Below are 21,325 nucleotides of genomic sequence, written 5' to 3' on the forward strand. Positions count from 1 at the left end.
CCGTAAGCCACCCGCAATGACCTCGCCATGTAGCGCAACATGGCGTTCACTTCTCAGCCCCGTCACGTCCACCAATCTTGCCGGCGTCATACGCCGGCAACGGCCGACCCAGCGCTGGCGCACGCCGCTGAGCTGGCAGTTTCCAAGTTCCCCACTGGATCCCCCGGCCGGACTGTTGCTTTCTCCAATGGGATCGTAGCCGTGCCACGCCAACGCGTCCTGTCGAATGGGAACGACCGCGCAACTTCGCTGACCTGCCACGGAATCGTCGTCGGCAAACTCGGTGGCGGCCCTCGGGCGGCCCGCGTCGTGCCGGGCGGCGTTTGGCAGCAAGATGGGCGGCATGACTGAGCTCGCACCGTCGCTGGTCGAACTTGCCGGCCGATTCGGCATTGCCACTTGGTATCAAGACTGGACGGGCCGCCAGGTTCAGGTTTCGGAGAGCACGCTGGTGACCGTGCTCGCGGCGCTTGGTGTCGAGGCAGCCACCGAGCAGGACCGCAACGAGGCCCTGACCAACCAGCTGCGCAGGTACTGGTCGCGTCAGTTGCCGGCGACCATCGTCGCGCGCACCGGCGCCCCGACACGGTTCTGGGTTCACGTCACGCACGGCGATCCCGCCGAAGTGCTGTTGCGACTCGAGGACGGCACCGTGCACGGCGGCGTGCAGCAGGTCGACAACTTCACCCCCCCGTTCAACCTGGACGGGCGCTGGGTCGGCGAGGCGAGCTTTGTGCTGCCACCGGATCTGCCGCTGGGATATCACCGCCTGCACCTGCGCTCGCGGGGCATCGAAACCAGCGCCGCGCTGATCGTGACGCCCGACTGGCTCGGACTCCCCGAGCAGCTCGGCGCGCGCCGCGCGTGGGGCCTGGCCGCCCAGCTGTACAGCGTGCGGTCCGAACAGTCGTGGGGCATCGGCGACCTCACCGACCTCACCGACCTTTCCGTTTGGTCCGCGTCCCGGCACGGCGCCGACTATCTGTTGGTGAACCCGCTGCACGCGGCCACCCCGACGGTCCCGATGGAGCCGTCTCCGTATCTTCCGACGTCGCGGCGCTTCTTCAATCCGCTCTATCTTCGCGTCGAGTCCATCCCCGAATACGCCGACCTGCCCAAACGGGGCCGGCTGCGGAGGCTTCGCGACGACGTCCAGCAGCAGGCCGCGAAGCTCGATGCCATCGACCGTGACAGCGCCTGGACGGCCAAGCGCGAGGCACTCAAGCTGCTCTACCGGGTGCCGCGATCGGCCGGCCGGGAGCTCGCGTACGCCGCGTTCCGCGAGCGTGAGGGAACCCCGCTCGACGACTTCGCCGTCTGGTGCGCCCTGGCCGAGAAATACGGTGGCGACTGGCATTGCTGGCCGAGCTTTCTGCAGCATCCAACCGCGATCGGGGTCGCCCGGTTCGCCGAAAAACACGCCGAGGCGGTCGACTTCCACCGCTGGCTGAAATGGCAGCTCGACGAGCAGCTTGCCGCGGCCCAGTCGCAGGCGGTCCGGGCCGGCATGTCGCTGGGCATCATGCACGACCTGGCGGTCGGCGTGCACCCGAACGGGGCGGACGCCTGGGCCCTGCAGGACGTGCTGGCGCTGGGGGTGACCGCGGGAGCGCCGCCCGACGAGTTCAACCAGCTCGGCCAGGACTGGTCGCAGCCGCCTTGGCGGCCGGACCGACTCGACGAGCAGGAATACCGACCGTTCCGCGCGCTGATCCGGGCCGTGCTGCGGCATGCCGGCGGTGTTCGGATCGACCACATCATCGGGTTGTTCCGGCTCTGGTGGATCCCCGCGGGCGCACGGCCCACCGAAGGCACCTAATGTGCGCTACGACCACGAGGCGATGATCGGCATCGTCGCGCTCGAAGCGCACCGCGCCGGAGCGCTGGTGGTCGGTGAGGACCTCGGCACGGTCGAACCGTGGGTCCGCGATTACTCTTTATTAAGAGGGCTGCTGGGCACCTCGATCCTGTGGTTCGAGCTGGACCGCGACGGAACTGGCGGCCCGCTGCCCGCCGAACGCTGGCGCGAGTACTGCCTGTCGTCGGTGACCACCCACGACCTGCCGCCGACCGCCGGCTACCTGGCCGGCGACCATGTCCGGCTGCGTGAATCGCTCGGATTGCTCACCCGGCCGGTGGCCGAGGAGCTCGAGTCCGACCGGGCGGAGCTGGCAGCCTGGATGTCTGAGCTTCGACGGGTGGGGCTGCTCGGTGAGCACGACCCCGACCGCGACCCTGACCCCGAGCAGATCGTCCTTGCCCTCTACCGCTACCTGGGCCGCACGCCGTCGCGGTTGTTGGGCGTGGCGCTGACGGACGCGGTCGGTGATCGCCGAACCCAGAATCAGCCCGGTACCACCGACGAATATCCCAACTGGCGGGTTCCGCTGACCGGGCCCGACGGCCGGCCGGTGACGCTCGAGGACGTGTTCACCAATCGCCGCGCCGCCGCGCTGGCCGAAGCCGTGCGGGCCACGCTCGCACCGCCGACCATCTAGGTAGCTTCGAATCCCATGCCCCTCTCGGCGAACGACCGATCCGCACTCAGCGACGTGGTCCACCGTTATGCCGCCGGCGTGGACGACCGTCAATTCGACGCTGTGGCAGCACTTTTCACGACAGAAGCCGAGCTGACGGTGCCCGAGCCGCCGACGACCCTGACGCCGATTCATTCGCATCGCGGCCGGCCGGCCATCGCGACGGCGGTCGCAGCGGTGGCCGCGGTCGCACGCACCGAGCACGCGATCGTTGGTGAGGTGTACGACGACGGGCCGCGGCCGGGCACCGCGCGCGGGCGCATCGCGTGCGTCGCGCATCACTGGACGCCGCGTGACGATGAAGTGCTCGACGCAGTTTGGCATCTGCGCTACGACGACGAGTACGAATCGACGGACGTCGGGTGGCGGATCACGCGCCGATCGTTGACCGTCAATGCCATCGAAACGCGGCCGGCACGTCGGTTGTTGTCGTGGGATCCGGACTGAGTGCGTTCATCTCGGAAATGCGGGTCTGCGCACCGAAGTCGTTTGGCCACGCGGCGTTTCGGGTAGGTACCCAGAAAGCTCAGCTGACGCGGTCGGACGGTGATGACAGCAGTGGAGGTGCTGATGAGGCACAACAGCGATGAACGCCCGCAGGATTCGGTGCGAACACCTGGATTGCTTGTTGTCGGGGCAGCCGTGCTCGCGCTGGTGGTGTGTGTCACCAATTTCGCGCTGGGGCAGGCAGGTGCCGGCGTCACCGCCGCGATCGTCGGGTTGATGGCTCTCGGGGCGGGTCTGGACTGGCTTGCCATGGACCGCAGGCGAATCCGCCAGGCCGAGCGGGAGTGGTTCATCCGCCACCGGTAATCGGGCGGCTTATTGCATGGCGGCGAGGTTTTCCACCGACTTGCGTACGTCAGCACGCAGCACTCTGGCCACGACATGGCCGACCGGTCCGCTGAGCACTCCCCCGCTGAGCATGGCGGTCAGATCGAACGTCGATCCCGGGTGCATGTCGGTCACCGCCATTGCCACCGTGATCCGGATACCACCGCGGCCGCGGCCTTGCAGCTCAATCGAATTGGGTTCGTCGTAACGGGTCACCGTCCAGTGCACGACGTTACGAAAGCCCTTCACCTTGATGCACGACGAGACCTGGGTGCCCTTGTCGATCGTGGCCGGGAGCTCGCCGCGCCAACCGGCGAAGATCGTCATCCATTCGTGGAAACGAGCCAGATCGGAGGCCAGTTTCCAGGCGGCGCCCGGGTCGAGATCCGATGTCGTCGAAACATCCACTTGTGCCAAGGTTTGTCGCTCCTCACGAGGCCGTGCCGTTTGGGCTACATACCCGCACCCGGTGGACCGTAAAACTCGCGGGCTGCGGCTGCTGTCACCGGCACGCCTCCGGGAGCCGCTATCGACCCTGGAAGCAATTTGCCACTGATGGACTGACGCCAATAATTATGTCGGGCAGACGCCTTTCACCCAGTCGCTGACGAGTTTGTTGTTTTTGGTGTAGTCCGGGTCGTCGAAGTGCGCACCGCCAGTGGTGACGAAGTGTTCGATTGCATCCTTGACCTTGCTCGGCGGGTCGTACTTCTCGAGGGTGTCGGCGGCTTTGCGAGCGGCAGCATTGTCCGATGCGGTCAACAGGTCGGCGTTCGCGCCGGTGACGTCGACGCATTGGCTGATATCCAGCGTGGTAGTGGGTGCCGCCTCGGTGGTTTCACTCGACGAGGACGTCGACGCGGCGGACGCGGAGGAGGAGCTCTTTGTGCTGGAGCCGGACGGAGTCGTCGTTTTGCTGCCGGATGAACAGCCCGATATCGCCAGTCCCGCGATCAGCGTTGCCGCGAGTAACCACCGATGGGTCATGTGAACCTCCTATGTAATCGAACCAATGGGCTGAAACGGGTATCGCACGGCCGTAGACTAGCCCACCACTCTTGGCGGTGTGACTAATTCGCCGGTCTGCTTTTGGCGGATAATTTCGTTTGCCTGTGCTGTGGTTCAGCCATTACCGGACAGCCGGATCGGGACGCCCAGCAGCCGCGCGGCGGGAGAGCAACTCCAGCCGCCGCTGCGAGCTTGTCGTTCAACGCATTTCGGCCCACTAAGGCCAAAGGCCGTCGACTACGGCCAGGCCTCGTTCAGTTTCTCCGCCACATCGACGATTTGCGCGGCCTGCGCTTGGGGCGCGTCGATTTCGTCGGCGACGTATTGGGCTATGAATCGGCGAATCTCACCGTCGACACCGGCCAGGATTCGTAGGATCTCGCCACGGAACGACTTCGACGACACGTTGACGGTGATATCGGAGGGCCGGGGTTTCGCGACGTCGACAATCAGGACCAGCGGCTCGGCGGCGCGGGCCGTTGCGCGCAAAGCGATATCTCCGGAGACGACAAACCGCTGCTTGTCGAGCCGTAAATCCAGCAGCAGATCAATCGACAGCGGAATGTGAATGATGAACGTGATGCTGTCCCCCAAACGTCGTGTGACGCGGGGGTCTTCGATTTTGACGTTCGCGCTGACCTTGGCAATCCCGCCGGGTCCTTGAGCAATCGGCTCCATTGCGAATTCGTTGCCGGCGATATCGGCGAATGCGGCGGCGACCCGCTCGGGAGTGACGGCGACCTCGAAGAATCTGCGTCCAAATTCTTCGTAGGTGACGTAGTCGTGGCTTTGCATAGGTTTATACCGTCTCACGTCACTTGTCCGAAGCTTCGCTGATCTGCCCGCGTCGCAGGAATTTCACCTCCGCCCTTACCGTGGGGCGTTGTGAACAACGCCACACGTCGGCGCTTCGATTCGGTGTGTCGCCCGACGGCCTGGGACGCTGGACGGCGGAGGTGTTTGAGTCTGATGGGCGCCCACGAACCAATTGAGCCGCGCTCAGCCGTCTCCCGGGTCGCGGGGATACTCGCCTGGCTTGGCGGGGGACACTGGCGCGAACTAGGGGAACGTCACGAGCGGTCCACCCACGCCGTCGCGGGCGCAGTGGTGCTGCTCGGAGCGGCGCTGGCCTGGCTGGTAGCGGCGTTGGCGGTCAACGCGTCGGCCCGCTGGCCGCTGATCGCCGTCCTCGCGGTGACGCTGGCCTTCGGTCTGCTGGTCGGGGCGGTGACGCGCGGCATCGCGAGCGGCCCCCACCGGGGTTGGCCCGGCATCGCGGGGCGCGTCGTCGTCGCGGTGGCAGTCGGCGTCGTCGTCGGCGAACTCGCCGCTCTCGTCGTGTTTGCCCACTCGATCGATCACGGTCTCGAGGATCGCGCGCTGGCGACGGCCGATTCAGCGCCCGCGGTCGCACAGGCGTCGGCGACACTGCGTCAGACGCGTACCGCGCGCGGCGGGCTCGACGACGCGGTCACCCAGGCCCGCAACGACCAGGACAACGCCCTGGTCGTTGCCCGTTGCGAATACCACCCCAGCCCGGCGTGCCCACAGACCCGCATCACCGGCGATCCCGGTACCGGGCCCGAAACCCGAACCGCCAACCAGCTTCTCGCCGATGCGCAGCGAGAGCTCGACGGTGCGTTGGCGGCTCGCGACCGCCAGGCACCCGAATTGGACGCGACGATTTCCCGCGAAGAGCGGGCCGTCAGCGCTGCCCGCCAGCGCGTGCTCGCCGATGCCGGACCGGGCGGCCTCGGTGCCCGCTGGATGGCGATGAACGACCTCACCCTCGCCAGCGTCGGCGCGCTGACGTTGCGGCTGCTGACGATCGCGTTCTTCGTGTTGGTCTACTTGCTTCCCTTGATCCTGCGGCTGTGGCGGGGCGAGACCACCCACGATCGCCACGCGAGCGCACGCGCCGAGCGTGAGCGCGCCGAACTCGAAGCGGACACCGCGATCGCGATCAAGCGGGCCGAAGTTCGCCGCGAAGCCGAAATCCTATGGGCCGAGCACCAACTCACCCAGGCCCGACTTGCCATCGAGGCCCAAACCGAAATCGACCGTGAGCAGCAACGCCGTCGCGTTACCGCAGCCATCGAGGGTACGCAGCCTGCGGCGTCGGTGCGGACCTTCGAGCCGGTGCAGGAAGATGTCTACCTGCCGATCGCTGCCGCGGCCGAGGCAGCCAGTCGGGCTATCGCCGAATTGCCTTCCGGTGCACCGGATTCCGAGACACCGCAGGAGGCGCAGAATCTCCCGGCGCCGGTCGAACCGGCCGGTGGCGGTGAACCGCACGACGAGCGCGCCGCGCCGTCGATCCCGTCGCTGCCCGATGCGACCAGGGCCGCCGCCCGCTGGATTCGCCCTCTGGTGCCGCCATTCGTCGCGCGGGCCATCGATAACACGACCGCACCACTGCGCACCGCGCGCCACGTGTTCGAAGAGGTCGAGGAGATCACGTTCGCACTCAGGCGCACGCGCAAGGTCACGTTCGACGCCGAGAGTTCCGAGGCCGGCGAGCAATCGTCGCGGTCGTCGACGCCCACTGAGGCGCGCAGCGGGCGGATCACCTCCTCGCGCGAGCAGCACGAGACCGACGAGCACCCCGCGCAGCGACTGGAACGGCGCTCCTCGTTGCGACTCTCGGTCAAAGACGCCGACGACCTACCGCTCGGGCCGGCGGACAGCGATCGCACGCAGGAGTTGACGGGACGCGAGGGCCCGCGCCAGCTTCGCCCGCCCGACGGTCCCCGCCAGCTTCCGCCCGGGAAATAGCCTGCGGGTTCAGCCATGCCGTCACTCGTCGCCGAAGGCGGCGTAGAGCTCCGGTAGGAAGCTGGCCAGGTGGTTCATCTCCTGCGCGCAGTGCACGAGCAGATTCCGGGCGTTGGCCTCAGGGTTGCCGAGGATGCGAGACGCGATGGGGCGCACGGCCATCGAGGCGACACCGGGAGCGTTGCGAACGGCGATGTGTGGGCCGCCCATCCAAAAGCGGGACCGCATTTCGGATCCGTTCGGCGTCGAGCGGACGTGATGGATGAACCATCCGACGTCTACCGGGGCGTCACTGGCGCCAAGCCGGGCGCAGATCGCTACCGCATCCGCGCTGTCGGGTGGACAGTTCATCGTCGCCGGGTCGACGAATTGGATTGCACCATTGAGCATGGTCGAGCCGATGTATTCGCTGATCAGCGACCAGCGGCCGATGTAGCGCTGGGCGCCTCGGCGGCCGGTGTCTTGATCGTCGTGCAAGCCGTCCTTCCACGCCGCGGACAGGTGCGCCCGCGGGTGCCACAGCTTGTAGCGGCGGGTGTCGCTGCCATGCCAGCCGAACCACCAGGACCACATCGTCGGCGTCACGCCGGGCATGTCGGTGCGCACCGACACCTGATAGCTGCCGTCGTCGAGAACTCCGTAGCCGTTCTCGGTCTGCTGATAGCCTGCCTCGGCGACGGTCGCGGCGGCTTCGAACGCCACCAGCGCCATCCCACCTTGCGGGCCATGCTGCAGCGCTTGGACGACATGTGTTGGCAACGCGGCCATTTCGGGATTAAAGAATTTACCGAACGGCGTGTTGACGTCGTCGCTGCGATATCCGAGGTACAGATCGTCGGCCATCAGAGTCGTCCCATCCACGCGTTGAACAGACCATCCGGGTCATAGTCGGCCCGCACCTTATCGAGGCGGGCCATGGCTTTGTCGCTGGCGAATCGAGCCGGGCGCCGGCCGAGGTTTTCGTCGGCCAGCTGAATTCCGGACGCCAGGTGTGACATCGCCGCCATGTTGGACTGCGCCCAGTCGCCGTACTTCGCTTCGTCGGCCGGGTCTTTCCACGAGCCGTAGAGCGCCAGGTAGATGTCGTCTTCGACGCTGTACGCCATGTCCTGACGAGGGGGTACCGGCCCCCAGTTCAGCCAGAGGAAGTGCGCTGGATGGGGAGGCATGGTGTCGAGAATGTTCCGAATGCCCGGAAGTAGGGCGTCGGCCGGCGCCGACGACGGCAAGGCTCTTCTCGGTGTCGATGGTGGCGTGGTTGAGGCGGCTGACGTCGAGTAGCACGGCACCATCGCGGAGATGACTGGCGGCGAAGCTGTGCCCACCCGAGACGATGCTGACCTTGTGGCCATTGGCCTTGGCATAGCGGAGGCCCGCGACGATGTCGTCGGCGTCCACGGCCTGCACGATCACCTCGGGGTAGCGCTCGGGCACCCGTGCATGCCACACGGTTCCGCTCCTGGCGGCCTCGTATCCCTCGTGGCCGCGAAAGAAGTGCCGCCCGGTAGGTAGCGCACTCATCTGAGCTCCTCTGATCCATAGTGCGGTTCTTATTAATCCGGAATGCGGAACACTATAGTGGAGGAGTGCCGCCCACGGAACCCACAGCGCCCACGAATCGCGACGAAGGAATCCAGGTGCTGCGGCGTGCCGCCGCCGCATTGGACGAGATCGCCGCCGAGCCGGGCCAGCTTCGACTGGTCGACCTGGGAGAGCGACTCGGACTGGCCAAATCAACGGCGCGACGCCTGCTGGTCGGCTTGGTGGAGGTCGGGCTGGCCGGTGTGGATGCGCAGGGCCATTTCTCGCTCGGCGAGCGCTTGCTGGGTTTTGGCAGTGCCGCCGGAGCACACGTCTCGGCGATCTTCCGTCCGACGATCGAACGGGTGGCGCGCGCGACCGACGGCGAAACGGTCGACTTGTCCGTGTTGCGTGGCCAGCGAATGTGGTTTGTCGACCAGATCGAATCGTCGCACCGGCTCCGCGCGGTGTCCGCAGTCGGTGTCCGATTCCCGCTGGAGGTGACCGCCAACGGCAAGGCGGCGCTGGCAGCACTGAACGAGGCGGACGCCGAGGCCGTAATTTCCCGGTTCGGTCCCCCGGTGACCGACCGGTTGCGCCGCGAGACCGCCGAGATCCGGCGCACCGGGATCGCTTTCGACCGCGGGGAACACACCCCCGGGATTTCGGCAGCCGCGATCGCGCGACGGACCGCGGGCGACAACGTCGTCGCCATCTCGGTGCCGGCACCGACCGAGCGCTTCCTGGAGAAAGAGGAGCGCATCATCGCAGCATTGCGCACGGCGACCGATTCACCGGCGTGGACTCGTTGACGAATCGTGAAGCAGCGGTGAAAGTTCGCTACGCGCCGATGCGCACGCCCTCGGCGTTTATCGCTGCAAGGAGGACTGGAACCTCGACACCGACGCCGTGACCTGCGCACGGATGGCGACGGGGTCGCTCGGATGTGGTGCCGCGGCAAAGATTGCGGCGAGCCCGTCGGCCGCGCGGTCGGCCAGCGGTTGCCATTTGGCCTGCCAGCCGGCCAGGACATCGTGGTTGGCGGCATTGACGGTGACGCTGTAGCGGGCCAGCTCGGCAGACCAGGCTTGACTGCGCACGCTGTCCACCCGAGATTCCTGCAACAGCGCCGCCGTCAGCCCGTCACCGTGCTCCGCCGCCAACTCGGCCAGCGACTCCTTGAACAGGGCGTCAAGGGTCGGCTTGATCACCAGGTTCAATGCGGTGAACGCCTCACCCCAGTCGTAGGCCAGCAGCAACCGTTCCAACGCTTCCCGTGCCGGCTGCCAGGCCTCATCGAGTTCCCAAATGCGCCGTGTCGCTTCGGAATTGGCCAGCTGTGCGCCATGAGTCAACGATAATGACTTGGCCCGATAGGCGATCCACTGCAACGCACGCAACTCGTGGGCGGCCTGAAAGAACGCCGCATTGGTGATATCGGCGCTAGGCGCGAGCTGGCCGAGATAAAGGCCGGTTATCTGCAGAACGTGAAAGGCGAACCGGGCGGGAACATAGAGACGCTCGAGCACCGCGACCCATTCGGGCTCGAGGTGTTGGTCGTGATCGAGCGCTTCGTAGTGGTCGACCAGTCCCTCGGCGTAGATCTCGCGGTCGTGCTGTAGTGCGATGTATCGCCGGTAGTTCAGTGCGGCCGGGTCACGAAAACCTTCCCAGTCATCGGCCTGCAGCGCGGACCCTTCACGGTGTTCGAGGTACCAGCGGTTGATCGCCGTATTGGGATCCAGATCGAACGGCGCGGGCTTGCGGTTGAAGTGATAGTGAAAGCCGCCCGTGACGACTTCATATTCGGTGGGCCTGCGCCGGGCGTCTCCGGCAATGCTCCAGGTCTTGAGTCGTCGCGGTGCCGCGGTGGTCATATGCTCAGTCCTTCCGTTCCAGGTACCAATGCAGTTCGTCATCGCCGACATATCGCATCCGCCCGGCAAATCCTGCGATGGCGGGCTCTAGTGATGCCAGTGGAATTGGTTGTCCAGCAACCGATTCCAAACTTGCACGGGTGACTTTGAGAAACCACGCGGCGTGGATACGCACGTAGCCGGCATGGTCTTCGATGACAATCTCGGCTCCGGGGTTGTCGAGCTCGATCGCCTCCGTTAGAGCCACGACGATGTCGGGGTCGAAACCTCGCACAATGGGTCCGACAAGCTTGCGCTCTTCGATCGACGATGTTATGTTTTTACTCCGTTCTGAGGTACCGCCACCGCGATGAGGTCGCCATCGCGGCGAACCTGGTAGCGCATCAGCTGGCAGTTGTCCGGATTGAGCCCCGCGCCGGTGTCGAGGTCGAATTCCCAGCTGTGCGCCGAGCAAGTCAGCACTCCGCCGTCGACGTCGCCGTCGGCCAGCGGGAACCCCGCATGCGGGCAGGCACCGGCGAATGCGCGTATTTCACCGCTGCGCAAGTGCACCAAGAGGATTGGCAGACCGTCGGCGTAGAACTCGCCGACATCCCCCTCCCAGAGGTCGTCGATGGTCGCCACGACTTTCCAGTCGGCTGCCCGGCCAGGCGCGCCGTCAGTCACCGTAGAAGACCTCGAGATGGTCCAGCGGCTGCACACCCGAGGCGCCAATGATGGCTTCCGGGGCCAGGATCCGTCCGTCGTGGCGGACCCGAATGGGAGCGTCGCGTCGAGCGACGCGGCGCCCCACCACATGGTGGGCGACTTGTTTGCCGACCTGTTCGACTGTGTCGCCGTCGTCCACCGGGATCAACAGCTCGAGTACGTCGCCCGCGAATAGCGCGGTCAAAGGAAGTAGCGACACCTCTGCCTCCTCAGCGTTCCTGCGCCCAGGCGTAGTTGTCGGCGTCGTGGCCCTGTTCTTCGGGTGACAGACCCATGTACTGCAGCACCGTGGCGAGGTCGGGTGGGCTGATCTCGCCGGAGAGCACGCGATCGATCAGCGACTGGTGCCCGGCGAACCGGTCGGGCCGTTGCACGAAGATCCACCGGCACGGCTCGGAGCAGAACAGGTACTTGCGCCCGTTATGGACGTGCGTCAGTGGCGCGGCGTCGGCATGCGCGCCACGGGTGACTCCCGCCGAACGAACCACCGGCAATTGGCACAGGTTGCAGGTGATCGGCAACGTCTCGGGCAGCGTCGCCGCGATGTCTCCGTTGCGGACATTCTCGGTGATGACGTCCCAGTTCCGGCCGAAATCGCGGTTCCAGCCGGGGTATTTCTCCTCCAGCCAGAGTCGTTCGGCCTCCGAGACACCGGCGTCCGGGTTCCACCACACCGTCGGGCGGTAGTACCACACCCCCAGGTGAATGGCGTGGTGGTACCAGGTCAGCTCGTTAATGAACTCCTCCCAGTACCAGGGGTAGTCCAGGCCGAAATCGCGGAATTGGTCCGCGAACTGCTTGACCACCCAGTCTTCGATGAATTCCTTGAACGACATCCGGCGGCTTTCCAGCGGCGTGTAGTAATCCATCGACAATCCGGTGAGCAGCGCAAAGATTCGCCATGAGCGCCAGAACATGTGGTCGATCAGGAACTGACCCCATTCCTTTTCGCCGTTCTCGATGAGAACTTTGATCGTGGGCTCGCCCTGTTGGGCGTGTCTGGCTTCATCGGTTTGGATCGACGAGATCAGGGCGCCGAACTCCAGGTCGCCCACGTCGATCGCATCGGCGGCCATGCCGAGGAATTGCAGGTTGGTGAACCCGGTTTCGAGGGTGAAGGTCAACTGCAGCGCGATCGACGCGGCGTCGTTGGCGACGAACATGTCGTCGAACAGGTAGCGCACAGCCAGGATGATCCAGTCGTTGGTGTGAAAGGCCTTGAGCGCCCAGTCTCCGCGCGGCTCCTTATCCAGTAATCCGTAGGGAAAGAACGCCTGAATCTGGCCGTGCCGGACCTCGTCAAGGGTGCCGAACGTGGCGGTATTGCGCCAAGCCGCGGCGCGGCCGAACCGTCCCATTCGGGCCTCGGCGATCGAGGCGAGATATTCGGGCATAGTGATCGCGCCGTAGTGGGCAACGAACACCGATTTCCATCCGGGATCGAGCGTGTCGAACAGCTTGGAACGGCTGACGGTGTTTTTCAGCGAATATGTGGTGGTGTCTTTCGTGACCTGGTTGTGCACGTACTCGCGATAACTGATCTTGTAGGGCTCGTCCCATTTCAGCCAACCCTCCGCGGGCACCCGGTGGGTTCCCGAGAGGCCTTCGGGAAACACCTCCTGCTCGGTCACGTAGCGGAAGGTCCAGTTGGTGTCTCGCGCCAGGTCATACCAGTCGTTGCGCAATAGTTTGGGCATCGGCAAGTCCTTGTTTGGGGGTAGGCCGGTGCGGCAGTGCGTCGGGCTGTCGATACCTGGTAAATCGTAGCTACGATGCAAAGGAGTCCTACATATCTGCTCACCCTGATTCGTACCGGTGATGTTTGGCGGCCCGACCGGCAACCATGTGCCATAAGTACTCAGCAACGAACTCAAGGAGGAACCGGCCGCATGCATGATCCGGTGCACCGCGTCGATCCCCTCACCGAGACAGCGCCGGCCGGCGCTCGGGCCGGGGCCGTCTCCTGAAGCACGACGGGGAACGCCACCCCAGTCTCGATTCCAAGGTCATTGCCGCGCTCGACCGCGTCGGCGATGCACTGCATGTCCTGGCGAGACGGGCCGCGGAGCGGCACGACCTGTCCACCACGCAGCTACGAGTACTCGGATGGCTTTATGTTGGGCCGCCACCGACGCCACGTGGCACCGCGCTGGCCCGCGAACTCAACGTCGCTGATCCCACCGTGAGCGATGCCGTCGCCGCACTGCTGCGCAAGAAATTGGTGGAGCGCCGCCGTGATCCCCGCGACGGTCGCAGTCAGCAGCTGGTCCTGACACCGTTGGGCCGCCGGACTGCCGCGACGGTGGCCCGGTGGACGGCGCCGGCCGAGGTCGCAGCGTCGCGACTCGAACGCGCCGACGTCGAAGCACTATTGGACACACTGATAAAGCTGCTCGGGAAACTGCACGACGCCGACCTGGTTCCGGTCAGCCGGGCCTGCAGCACGTGCGTCCAGCTGGAAATCCTGGACGCACAACACCGCAACTACTGGTGCAAGTTCTACGACACTCCCCTGCCGGTCAACGAGCTGTGCGTCGACTGTGTCGACCACGTCGCTATCCCGAGCCGTTAAGGCCGGCAGATGTATCGCCGGCTCTCGAGCGGCAATCCAGCGGGTTTAGTCGGTGGCTTGTTGCTGTGGTTGGCACGGCCGGTGTACCCCCCAGGGACCCCGGCCGCGCCAAGTTCGTGACCACTTCTCAGCAGCTCAGTGCTGCCGCTCCCCGGAACAGTTGGCCCCACTCGTGGCGTGCAGCCGACTGTGCCTCGATGAAACTGGATGTCTTTTCGCCCTCGCCTGCGAGGTGTACCAGCGCCCATGCCATCGCGAATACCGGAACCTTGTGCCGCAATCCCGCCGTGTGCAGTTCGTCGAAGGCCGTCTCCGAGCGGCACCGGCGAAGCCCGATGATGATCCCCCGCGCAGTGTCGAGAATGCGGCTGGAGTTCGGACCGCCCGAAGTCTGTGCGGGAACCCAGTTCGCCATGCTCTGCATACCTCCTGTTGCGCCCCAACGAAATCCGCTACTCCGCATAACGAACGAGAATCCGTGCGAGAACGCATGACTCGCCATCGTGATTCTCAAAAGCGCACTGTGCCATGATTTGTGGAACGGCGTCGTTATGCCATAGCGCGGTAGACATCGATACGTGCTTGTGACCGTGTCGATACCAAATTCGGCGCGAATCGGGCTGGCGTGTAACGCAGCTCATATTTTAGCGGCGACACCTGCCTACAGGATCGAGTTGAGGTCCTTGGCCTTGGCGATGTCGTCCCACTCGACGCCGAGCTCGAGCAAAATCTCCTCGGTGTGTTGTCCATGTTCTGGAGCGCGCGCCGGAAGTGGCGGAGTCTCGTTGAATTGAACCGGCGCGACCACGATTCGGTATTCCTCACCGTAATCGTCGACGTTCTTGACGACGTAGCCGTTGGGTTCGACTTGCGGATCGTTGAGCGTCTCCCGGGGCGTGGCCAGTGCGCCCCACACTCCCGGTTCACTTTCGAGCACCTTCCGCCAGTGCGCGAGGTCTTGGCCGGCAAACGTTTTCGCGAAGATCTCGGTCGCGGCGGCCGCGTTCGCGATCAGGTTGCTCGACGGCACGAAGCGCTCGTCGGTGGCTAACTCCGGCATGCCCATCCGCTCACAGAAGCCGGCCCAGAATTTGTCGGGTTGCAGGAAGACCAGCTGGATCCACCTGCCGTCCATGGTTTTGTAGCGATTCACCAGCGGATTGATGGCCAATCCGGGCGGCGCCCCCGGAATGCCGTCGATATCAAAGAAGTCGGCGGCGCAGATCGACGGCGCGATCGACCACATCGCCTGGGCCAGCAGAGAGGAGTCGACGATCGTCGGCTCGCCGGTCCGTTCCCGGTGGAACAGCGCCGCGCACACACCCCCGGCCAGCGTGGCCCCGCCCTACAGGTCGCCGAAACCGGGCCCCTGCACCGCGGGCGTGTCGGTGCCGAACGGGGTCAGCGTGTAGGCAACCCCGCCGCGAGCCAGGTAGGTGGCCGCGTCGAAGCCGCCTCGATCGCGGTCCGGGCCGCGCACCCCCAGACCGGTGCCGCGAGCGATGATGATCCTCGGGTTGAACGCGCGAATGTCGTCGACGGTCAGCCGGGCCCGCTGCAGCGCGCCGGGCAGCCAGTTCGTCAGGAACACGTCCGCGGTGGCCAACAGGCGGCCGAACAATTCCCGACCCGTTTCGGATTTGATGTCGATCGCGATGCTGCGCTTGCCACGGTTGCCCAGCTCCAGGAGGAAGTCGGCGTCCGGTCGGGCCGCCTCGCGGGTGAAGCCGCCGACGACCAGGGCCCGGCCCGGATCACCGAACGCCACGCCCTCCACCTTGATGACGTCCGCGCCCCAATCCGCCAGCGCGGCGCCGGCCGACGGGACGTATGTCCATGACGCCAATTCGACGACCCGCACGCCGTCAAGAACACCTGACATCGTCAACCCCCTCGGTCCGGGCCTGTCCTTACTATTTTAGATATTCTAGTTACTCTAAGGGATATTGATAGCCCGGCTACAGCCACGCGAGTGGCCCCCTGACACACCGATGGCGACAAGCACCGGGACGAAGGGTGAGCGATGGGCAGAGTAGCGGGCAAGGTAGCCGTGATCAGCGGCGCCGCACGGGGTCAGGGGCGGTCGCACGCGCGGATGCTGGCCGCCGAGGGAGCCGACATCATCGCGGTCGATCTCTGCGCGGACATCGACACCAATGAATACCCGCTGGCCCGCCCGGAGGACCTGGACGAAACCGCGCGGCTGGTCGAAAAGGAAGGGCAGCGCGCCGTCACCGCCATCGCCGATGTACGCGATCGGATAGCGCTATCGGCCGCGATCGACGAGGGTGTCGCCGAACTCGGGCACCTCGATATCGTGGTCGCCAACGCGGGTATCTGCCCGCTCACCGCGGGTCTGCCGCCGAAGGCGTTCGCCGACGCCGTGGACGTGGATCTGGTCGGCGTGCTCAACCTCGTGCACGCCAGCCTCAAACACCTGCAAGCCGGCGCGTCGATCATCGTGATCGGTTCCAACGCGGCATTCATGTCGTCGATGAACACCACCGGCATCGACGGCGGCCCCGGCGGGGCCGGGTATGCCTTCGCGAAACTTGCCGCAGGACACTATGTTAACGACTTCGCCCGGACGCTGGCCCCGTTTTCCATCCGGATGAACGCGGTGCATCCGACCAACGTCAACACCGACATGTTGCACAGCCCACCGATGTACCGGGCGTTCCGGCCCGACTTGAAGGAGCCGACCCGCGAGGATGCCGAGCCGATCTTCCCGTTCGTCCAGGCGATGCCGATCCCCTACGTCGAACCCGAGGACATCAGCGAGGCGGTGCTGTTCCTCGCCTCCGACGCCGCGCGCTACATCACCGGACAGCAGCTGCGCGTCGACGGCGGCGGCTTCCTCAAGGTCAAGCCATGGTCGGGCGCGTGATGCCAACCGCCGCAGCAGATGTCGAGCGCAAGCTCTATGCGCTGATGGTGTTGATGAAGGCGGCCGACGACCGGCTGTCCAAGGGCATCGGCACCGGCGAGTTCATGTGTGTGTACTGGCCGTCGCGCGGACAGGAGGCGATCGCCGCGGCAATGGGTGTGGCGCCGCGACCCGACGACCAGCTGGTGACCACCTACCGCGGGCTACACGATCTGATCGGCAAGGGTGGCACCATGCACATCGCCAAACCCGAGGTGGGCGTGATGCTTTCGACCGGAATCGTCGGCGCCGGGCCACCGGTGGCGGTGGGACTGGCGATGGCCGCCAAGCGCAAGGGACTCGATCGCGTCACGGTGGTCAGCTTCGGCGACGGCGCCACCAACACCGGCTCCTTCCACGAGGCAGCGAACATGGCCGCGCTCTGGGACTTGCCTATGGTATTCGTCTGCCAGAACAACCTCTACGCCGAGATGACGCCGACCCACGACACGATGAAGCTCGAACGGGTTGCCGACCGGGCCGCCGGATACGGGATGCCGGGCGTCCGGGTCGACGGCAACGACCCGCTGCCGGTGAAAGCCGCGCTCGACGAGGCACTTCGGCGGGCCCGCGACGGCGCGGGCCCCACCTTCGTCGAGTGCGTGACGTTCCGTTTCCGCGGCCACTATTTTCGGCGACCGGATGCCCTACATCCCCTCCGAACAACTCGAAGCCGCACTGGCCGCCGACCCGCTGCCGCGCTTCCGCCGACATCTTGCCGACGCCGGCATCTGCGACGAACGCGAACTCGCGCGCATCGATCACGACGCGGCGGCCGCGGTGGAATTCGCCCTGCGGACCGTGATCGCCGCGGAATCACCGTCGGCGGCCGAACTCGACCAGGACGTGTACGCCACCCCGATCAAATTCCCGGTGTAACGACATGGATCGAAAAAGAAATGACGATGCGCGAGGCGCTGAACCTCGCGCTGGATCAGGCACTGCAGTCCGACGACCGAGTCTTCCTCCTGGGCGAGGACATCGCCGATCCGGGCGCATCGGGACCGACGGCGGGTTGTCGACGAAGTACGGCCACGACCGGGTGCTGGACACGCCGATCTCGGAGGCCGCGATCGTCGGTGCGGCGATCGGCGCGGCGATCGACGGTCTGCTGCCGGTGGCAGAGATCATGATCATGGACTTCATCGGCATCGCCGCCGACCAGCTGATCAACAACGCCGCCAAGCTGCGATTCATGACCGCCGGCCGGACAACCGCGCCGATCACGATCCGCACTCAGGTGTACGCCGGGCTGGCCACCGGGGCCACGCATTCGCAGAGCCTGGAGGCGTGGTTCATGCACATCCCTGGGATGAAGGTGATCGTGCCGTCCACCCCGCGCGACGGCAAAGGCCTACTGACAGCGGCGATCTTCGACGAAGACCCGTGCCTGTTCGTCGAGACGATCCGGCTGCAAAGCAAGAAGGGCCCGGTTCCCGTCGACCCCGGATTCTCGATTCCCCTCGGCCAGGCCGATATCAAGCGTCCCGGCACCGACGTGAGCCTGATCAGCTACGGACGCAGTGTGCACGACGCCCTCGCGGCGGCGGCCACCCTGGCCGAACAGAGGATCAGCGCCGAAGTCGTCGACCTGCGCACCCTGGTGCCGCTGGACGTCGAGACCATCGTCGCGTCCGTACGGCGTACTCGCCGAGCCGTAATCGTACATGACGCAGTGCAATTCGCCGGACCCGGTGCAGAGATCGCCGCGATCGCGGGATCGGAGTTGTTCGGCGAACTCGCCGCGCCGGTCGAGCGGGTGGGCGCCCGGTTCGTGCCCAACCCGGCTGCCGCCGCGCTCGAGGCGCAGGTGTACCCGTCACCTGCCCGCGTCGCCTATGCCGCGCTTCGCACCTTGGGACGCACCTTGGCAAAGGCGAATGTGCATGGCTGACTTCGTTATTCGCATCCCCCGGGTGTCGGACGCGGTGGCCGAAGCAGAGCTCACCGGGTTGCTCGTCGACGCCGGCGAGCACGTCGAGGCGGGCACCCCGATCTACGTGATCGCCACCGAGAAGGTGGAACAGGAAATCGAAGCCGGAGCATCCGGCACCGTGCGGTGGACGGGCCAGGTCGGAACCATCTATGAAATCGGCGCCGAAATCGGCTTCATCACTTCATAACTGGCGAAAGGGCAAAAGTGGACCTCAACGAGACTCGCGAGCGCATCATCTACCAGAAAGACGGTCCGATCGCGAAGATCACCCTGAACTGGCCAGAGAAGGCCAACGCCCAAGACCAGAAACTGGCCGAGGAAGTCGATGCCGCGCTGGCCGACGCCGACCGCGACTACGACATCAAGGTTTTGGTGCTCAAGGCCAACGGCAAGGGCTTCTGCTCCGGGCACGCGATCGGCAACAACGCCGTCGACTATCCGTCCTTCGTGGAGAACGCGATGGTGACGGGCCACCCGTGGAAGGCGCAGTCGGATCTGTTCGTCAAGCCGACCCTGAACCTATGGGAGTTCTCCAAGCCCACCATCGCCCAGGTACACGGCTACTGCGTGGGCGGGGGCACCCACATGGGCCTGACCACCGACATCGTCATCGCGGCCGACGACGCCTACTTCTCCTATCCGCCCCTGCAGGGATTCGGGATGCCCTCGGGTGAATGTTCGATCGAGCCTTGGGTGTTCATGAACTGGCGCCGCGCCGCGTACTACCTGTTCACCGCCGAGGTGATCGACGCCAAGAAGGCGCTGGAGGTCGGCCTCGTCAACGAGGTCGTCAAGCGGGATGACCTGGACGCCCGCGTGGACGCGATCGCCCGCCACATCGCCCAGGCACCGTTGACCACCCTGATGCTCACCAAGGCCAACCTCAAGCGGGCCTGGGAGCTAATGGGCATGCGGGTGCACTGGCAGAGCTCCAACGATCTCGTCGCCCTGGCCTCGATCAGCAAGGACGTGCAGCAGCTGATTCAGACCGTGTTCAAGGACAAGGTGCTGCCGTCCGAGCACGCCCGGCGCCAAGCCGCGGCCGCCGCCCAAACCGACGGCGCCGCAGCGACGTAGGTCCGCTGGTGAACATCGCCGATCACGCGATCGCGATCGCACAGTCACCGGCGCTGATCGCCGATGGCAGCGCGATCTCGTTCGGCGAGCTGTATGAGCGGAGCCAACGCGTCGCCGCGGCGCTGCACGATGCGGGTCTGCGCCGCGGCGACGGTGTCGCCCTGGTGTTGGCGAACCGTCCGGAATTCTTCGAAATCACCTGGGGCTGCCAGCTTTCCGGTCTGTTCTACACCGCGGTCAACACCCATTTCACCCCCGACGAGGTCGCCTACGTGATCGGCGACTCCGATGCCAAGGCGGTGTTCGTCGACGCGTCGATGCCCGATATCGCCGCTCAGGTGCGCGAAGTGAACACGGCCGTCGGCGTCCACATCGGCGTGGGCGGGCTGCTGCCCGGTTTTGCCCGATACGAGGACACCCTGGCCGCGGCGGGCGACGCGCCGCCGGCCTCGGATGGATCCGAGATGCTCTACTCCTCGGGCACCACCGGACGACCCAAGGCGGTCCGCCGGCCGCTGCCCATCGACGGCAACGGCTCCTGGGCCCAGTCGGTGCTCGAAATGGCGCTGACCCGCCGCTACGGCATGAGCTCGTCGAGCGTGTACTTGTCCCCCGCACCGCGGTATCACGCGGCCGGGGTGAACTACACGATGGCGGTCAACCGCGTCGGCGCCGCGTCGATCATGATGCGCAAGTTCGACACCGAGACCGTGCTGAGGCTGATCGACACTCACCGCGTGACGCACGCCCAATTCGTTCCGACGATGTTCGTGCGCATGCTGAAGCTGCCCGAGGCGGTGCGGCGCAGCTACGACGTCTCCAGCCTGCGCTGTGTGATCCACGCGGCCGCCCCCTGCCCGGTCGACGTCAAGCACCAGATGATGGACTGGTTCGGGCCTATCATCCACGAATACTACGGCGGCACAGAGGGATTCGCCGGTACGGTGATCGGCCCCGAAGAGTGGCTCGCCCACCCCGGCTCGGTGGGCATACCGATGGCCCCGGTTCACGTGGTCGGCGACGACGGACAGGAGCTTCCCATCGGCCGGGCCGGAGAGCTTTACTTCGAGGGTGGACCCGATTTCGAGTATTTCAAGGATCCCGCCAAGACCGCGTCGGTGTACAACGACCGCGGTTGGCGCTCCCTGGGGGACATGGGATACGTCGACGAGGACGGCTACCTGTACCTCACCGATCGGTCGACGTTCATGATCGTTTCCGGCGGGGTGAACATCTATCCGCAGTAGGCGGAGAACCTCCTGGTCATGCATCCCAAACTGGTCGATGCCGCGGTCTTCGGCGTGCCCAACGACGAGTTCGGCGAGGAGGTCAAGGCGGTCGTGCAACCGGTCGCGGGCATCTCGGCCGGGCCCGACCTCGAGGCCGAGCTGATCGCCTACTGCCGGGCCCACCTGGCCGGCTACAAGTGCCCGCGCACAGTCGAATTCGACCCGCAATTGCCTCGCGATCCAAACGGGAAGCTGTACAAGAGGCGTATTCGCGAGCGGTACTGGCAGGGGCGGGCATCACGGATCATGTGACGCTGACACAAGG

At 65.7% G+C, this 21,325-nt stretch carries 18 protein-coding genes and 6 pseudogenes; 12 read left to right on the top strand and 12 right to left on the bottom strand.

Annotation, left to right across the window (positions count from 1 at the left end; translation table 11 throughout):
- Positions 1–343: 343 nt before the first annotated feature.
- The 3 genes and pseudogenes from malQ (at position 344) to G6N54_RS03905 (ending at position 3,350) form a co-directional block, all read left to right on the top strand.
- Positions 344–2,498, top strand: a pseudogene (malQ, locus tag G6N54_RS03895) (4-alpha-glucanotransferase).
- A gap of 15 nt (positions 2,499–2,513) precedes the next feature.
- A complete protein-coding gene (locus G6N54_RS03900) occupies positions 2,514–2,984 on the top strand; it encodes a nuclear transport factor 2 family protein (RefSeq protein ID WP_163788654.1) in 471 nt (156 codons plus the stop codon).
- A gap of 123 nt (positions 2,985–3,107) precedes the next feature.
- Positions 3,108–3,350, top strand: coding sequence for a LapA family protein (locus G6N54_RS03905; RefSeq protein ID WP_163788655.1), 243 nt, complete (start codon positions 3,108–3,110; stop codon positions 3,348–3,350).
- Between the two features lie 9 nt (positions 3,351–3,359).
- Here the strand turns inward: G6N54_RS03905 and G6N54_RS03910 are convergent, their stop codons facing one another.
- The 3 genes from G6N54_RS03910 to G6N54_RS03920 all read right to left on the bottom strand — a co-directional run bounded on the left by G6N54_RS03910 (position 3,360) and on the right by G6N54_RS03920 (position 5,174).
- Positions 3,360–3,788, bottom strand: a complete 429-nt coding sequence (locus G6N54_RS03910) for a type II toxin-antitoxin system Rv0910 family toxin (RefSeq protein ID WP_163788656.1) — start codon at positions 3,786–3,788, stop codon at positions 3,360–3,362.
- Between the two features lie 156 nt (positions 3,789–3,944).
- Positions 3,945–4,358 (bottom strand): hypothetical protein, encoded by a 414-nt coding sequence (locus tag G6N54_RS03915; RefSeq protein ID WP_163788657.1) that lies wholly within the window; start codon positions 4,356–4,358, stop codon positions 3,945–3,947.
- 258 nt (positions 4,359–4,616) lie between these two features.
- On the bottom strand, positions 4,617–5,174 hold the full coding sequence (locus G6N54_RS03920; protein ID WP_163788658.1) for a hypothetical protein: 558 nt from the start codon (positions 5,172–5,174) through the stop codon (positions 4,617–4,619).
- Between the two features lie 174 nt (positions 5,175–5,348).
- On the opposite strand from G6N54_RS03920, the gene G6N54_RS03925 reads away from it, so the two are divergent.
- Positions 5,349–7,154, top strand: a complete 1,806-nt coding sequence (locus tag G6N54_RS03925; RefSeq protein ID WP_163788659.1) for a DUF4407 domain-containing protein — start codon at positions 5,349–5,351, stop codon at positions 7,152–7,154.
- 21 nt (positions 7,155–7,175) lie between these two features.
- Here the strand turns inward: G6N54_RS03925 and G6N54_RS03930 are convergent, their stop codons facing one another.
- Both G6N54_RS03930 and G6N54_RS03935 read right to left on the bottom strand, forming a co-directional pair.
- Positions 7,176–7,997 (bottom strand): DAPG hydrolase family protein, encoded by an 822-nt coding sequence (locus tag G6N54_RS03930; RefSeq protein ID WP_163788660.1) that lies wholly within the window; start codon positions 7,995–7,997, stop codon positions 7,176–7,178.
- Positions 7,997–8,675 (bottom strand): annotated as a pseudogene (locus tag G6N54_RS03935) (FAD-binding protein). Before G6N54_RS03935 ends, G6N54_RS03930 begins: the two are co-directional and overlap by 1 nt.
- A 65-nt stretch (positions 8,676–8,740) precedes the next feature.
- Between G6N54_RS03935 and G6N54_RS03940 the strand changes: the two are divergent.
- On the top strand, positions 8,741–9,487 hold the full coding sequence (locus G6N54_RS03940; RefSeq protein ID WP_163788661.1) for an IclR family transcriptional regulator: 747 nt from the start codon (positions 8,741–8,743) through the stop codon (positions 9,485–9,487).
- Positions 9,488–9,544: 57 nt separating this feature from the next.
- Here G6N54_RS03940 and G6N54_RS03945 read toward each other — a convergent pair whose 3' ends face one another.
- Genes G6N54_RS03945 through G6N54_RS03965 form a run of 5 tightly spaced genes read right to left on the bottom strand, consistent with a single transcriptional unit; the run spans position 9,545 to position 12,957 of the window.
- Entirely contained in the window at positions 9,545–10,552 is a 1,008-nt protein-coding gene (locus tag G6N54_RS03945) for an aromatic/alkene monooxygenase hydroxylase subunit beta (protein ID WP_163788662.1), read from the bottom strand.
- A gap of 4 nt (positions 10,553–10,556) precedes the next feature.
- Positions 10,557–10,868: an MmoB/DmpM family protein gene (locus G6N54_RS03950; protein WP_163794499.1), complete on the bottom strand. Its 312-nt coding sequence runs from the start codon at positions 10,866–10,868 to the stop codon at positions 10,557–10,559.
- Positions 10,865–11,218, bottom strand: a complete 354-nt coding sequence (locus G6N54_RS03955) for a Rieske 2Fe-2S domain-containing protein (protein WP_179969162.1) — start codon at positions 11,216–11,218, stop codon at positions 10,865–10,867. The genes G6N54_RS03950 and G6N54_RS03955 overlap by 4 nt, the downstream gene beginning before the upstream one ends.
- Positions 11,211–11,459 (bottom strand): toluene-4-monooxygenase system B family protein, encoded by a 249-nt coding sequence (locus tag G6N54_RS03960; protein ID WP_163788663.1) that lies wholly within the window; start codon positions 11,457–11,459, stop codon positions 11,211–11,213. Before G6N54_RS03960 ends, G6N54_RS03955 begins: the two co-directional genes overlap by 8 nt.
- Before the next feature lie 10 nt (positions 11,460–11,469).
- Positions 11,470–12,957, bottom strand: a complete 1,488-nt coding sequence (locus G6N54_RS03965; RefSeq protein ID WP_163788664.1) for a ferritin family protein — start codon at positions 12,955–12,957, stop codon at positions 11,470–11,472.
- Positions 12,958–13,337: 380 nt separating this feature from the next.
- On the opposite strand from G6N54_RS03965, the gene G6N54_RS03970 reads away from it, so the two are divergent.
- A complete protein-coding gene (locus tag G6N54_RS03970) occupies positions 13,338–13,832 on the top strand; it encodes a MarR family winged helix-turn-helix transcriptional regulator (RefSeq protein WP_232073725.1) in 495 nt (164 codons plus the stop codon).
- Between the two features lie 127 nt (positions 13,833–13,959).
- Here G6N54_RS03970 and G6N54_RS03975 read toward each other — a convergent pair whose 3' ends face one another.
- Together G6N54_RS03975 and G6N54_RS03980 are read right to left on the bottom strand one after the other, a co-directional pair.
- Positions 13,960–14,247: an ANTAR domain-containing protein gene (locus tag G6N54_RS03975; protein WP_163788665.1), complete on the bottom strand. Its 288-nt coding sequence runs from the start codon at positions 14,245–14,247 to the stop codon at positions 13,960–13,962.
- Between the two features lie 246 nt (positions 14,248–14,493).
- A pseudogene (locus tag G6N54_RS03980) lies at positions 14,494–15,714 on the bottom strand (CaiB/BaiF CoA transferase family protein).
- Between the two features lie 141 nt (positions 15,715–15,855).
- Between G6N54_RS03980 and G6N54_RS03985 the strand changes: the two are divergent.
- The 6 genes and pseudogenes from G6N54_RS03985 (at position 15,856) to G6N54_RS04010 (ending at position 21,312) form a co-directional block, all read left to right on the top strand.
- Positions 15,856–16,719 carry a mycofactocin-coupled SDR family oxidoreductase gene (locus G6N54_RS03985; RefSeq protein ID WP_163788666.1) on the top strand — a complete coding sequence of 288 codons (864 nt, stop codon included), beginning with the start codon at positions 15,856–15,858 and terminating at the stop codon, positions 16,717–16,719.
- A pseudogene (locus G6N54_RS03990) lies at positions 16,704–17,637 on the top strand (thiamine pyrophosphate-dependent dehydrogenase E1 component subunit alpha). Before G6N54_RS03985 ends, G6N54_RS03990 begins: the two are co-directional and overlap by 16 nt.
- Before the next feature lie 20 nt (positions 17,638–17,657).
- Positions 17,658–18,652 (top strand): annotated as a pseudogene (locus G6N54_RS03995) (alpha-ketoacid dehydrogenase subunit beta).
- Entirely contained in the window at positions 18,645–18,881 is a 237-nt protein-coding gene (locus tag G6N54_RS04000) for a lipoyl domain-containing protein (RefSeq protein ID WP_163788667.1), read from the top strand. The pseudogene G6N54_RS03995 and the gene G6N54_RS04000 overlap by 8 nt, the downstream one beginning before the upstream one ends.
- A gap of 17 nt (positions 18,882–18,898) precedes the next feature.
- On the top strand, positions 18,899–19,771 hold the full coding sequence (locus tag G6N54_RS04005) for an enoyl-CoA hydratase-related protein (RefSeq protein WP_163788668.1): 873 nt from the start codon (positions 18,899–18,901) through the stop codon (positions 19,769–19,771).
- Between the two features lie 8 nt (positions 19,772–19,779).
- Positions 19,780–21,312 (top strand): annotated as a pseudogene (locus G6N54_RS04010) (acyl-CoA synthetase).
- The last annotated feature ends 13 nt before the right edge of the window (positions 21,313–21,325 follow it).

Source organism: Mycobacterium stomatepiae, from assembly GCF_010731715.1.
In the GTDB taxonomy this organism is placed as follows: domain Bacteria; phylum Actinomycetota; class Actinomycetes; order Mycobacteriales; family Mycobacteriaceae; genus Mycobacterium; species Mycobacterium stomatepiae.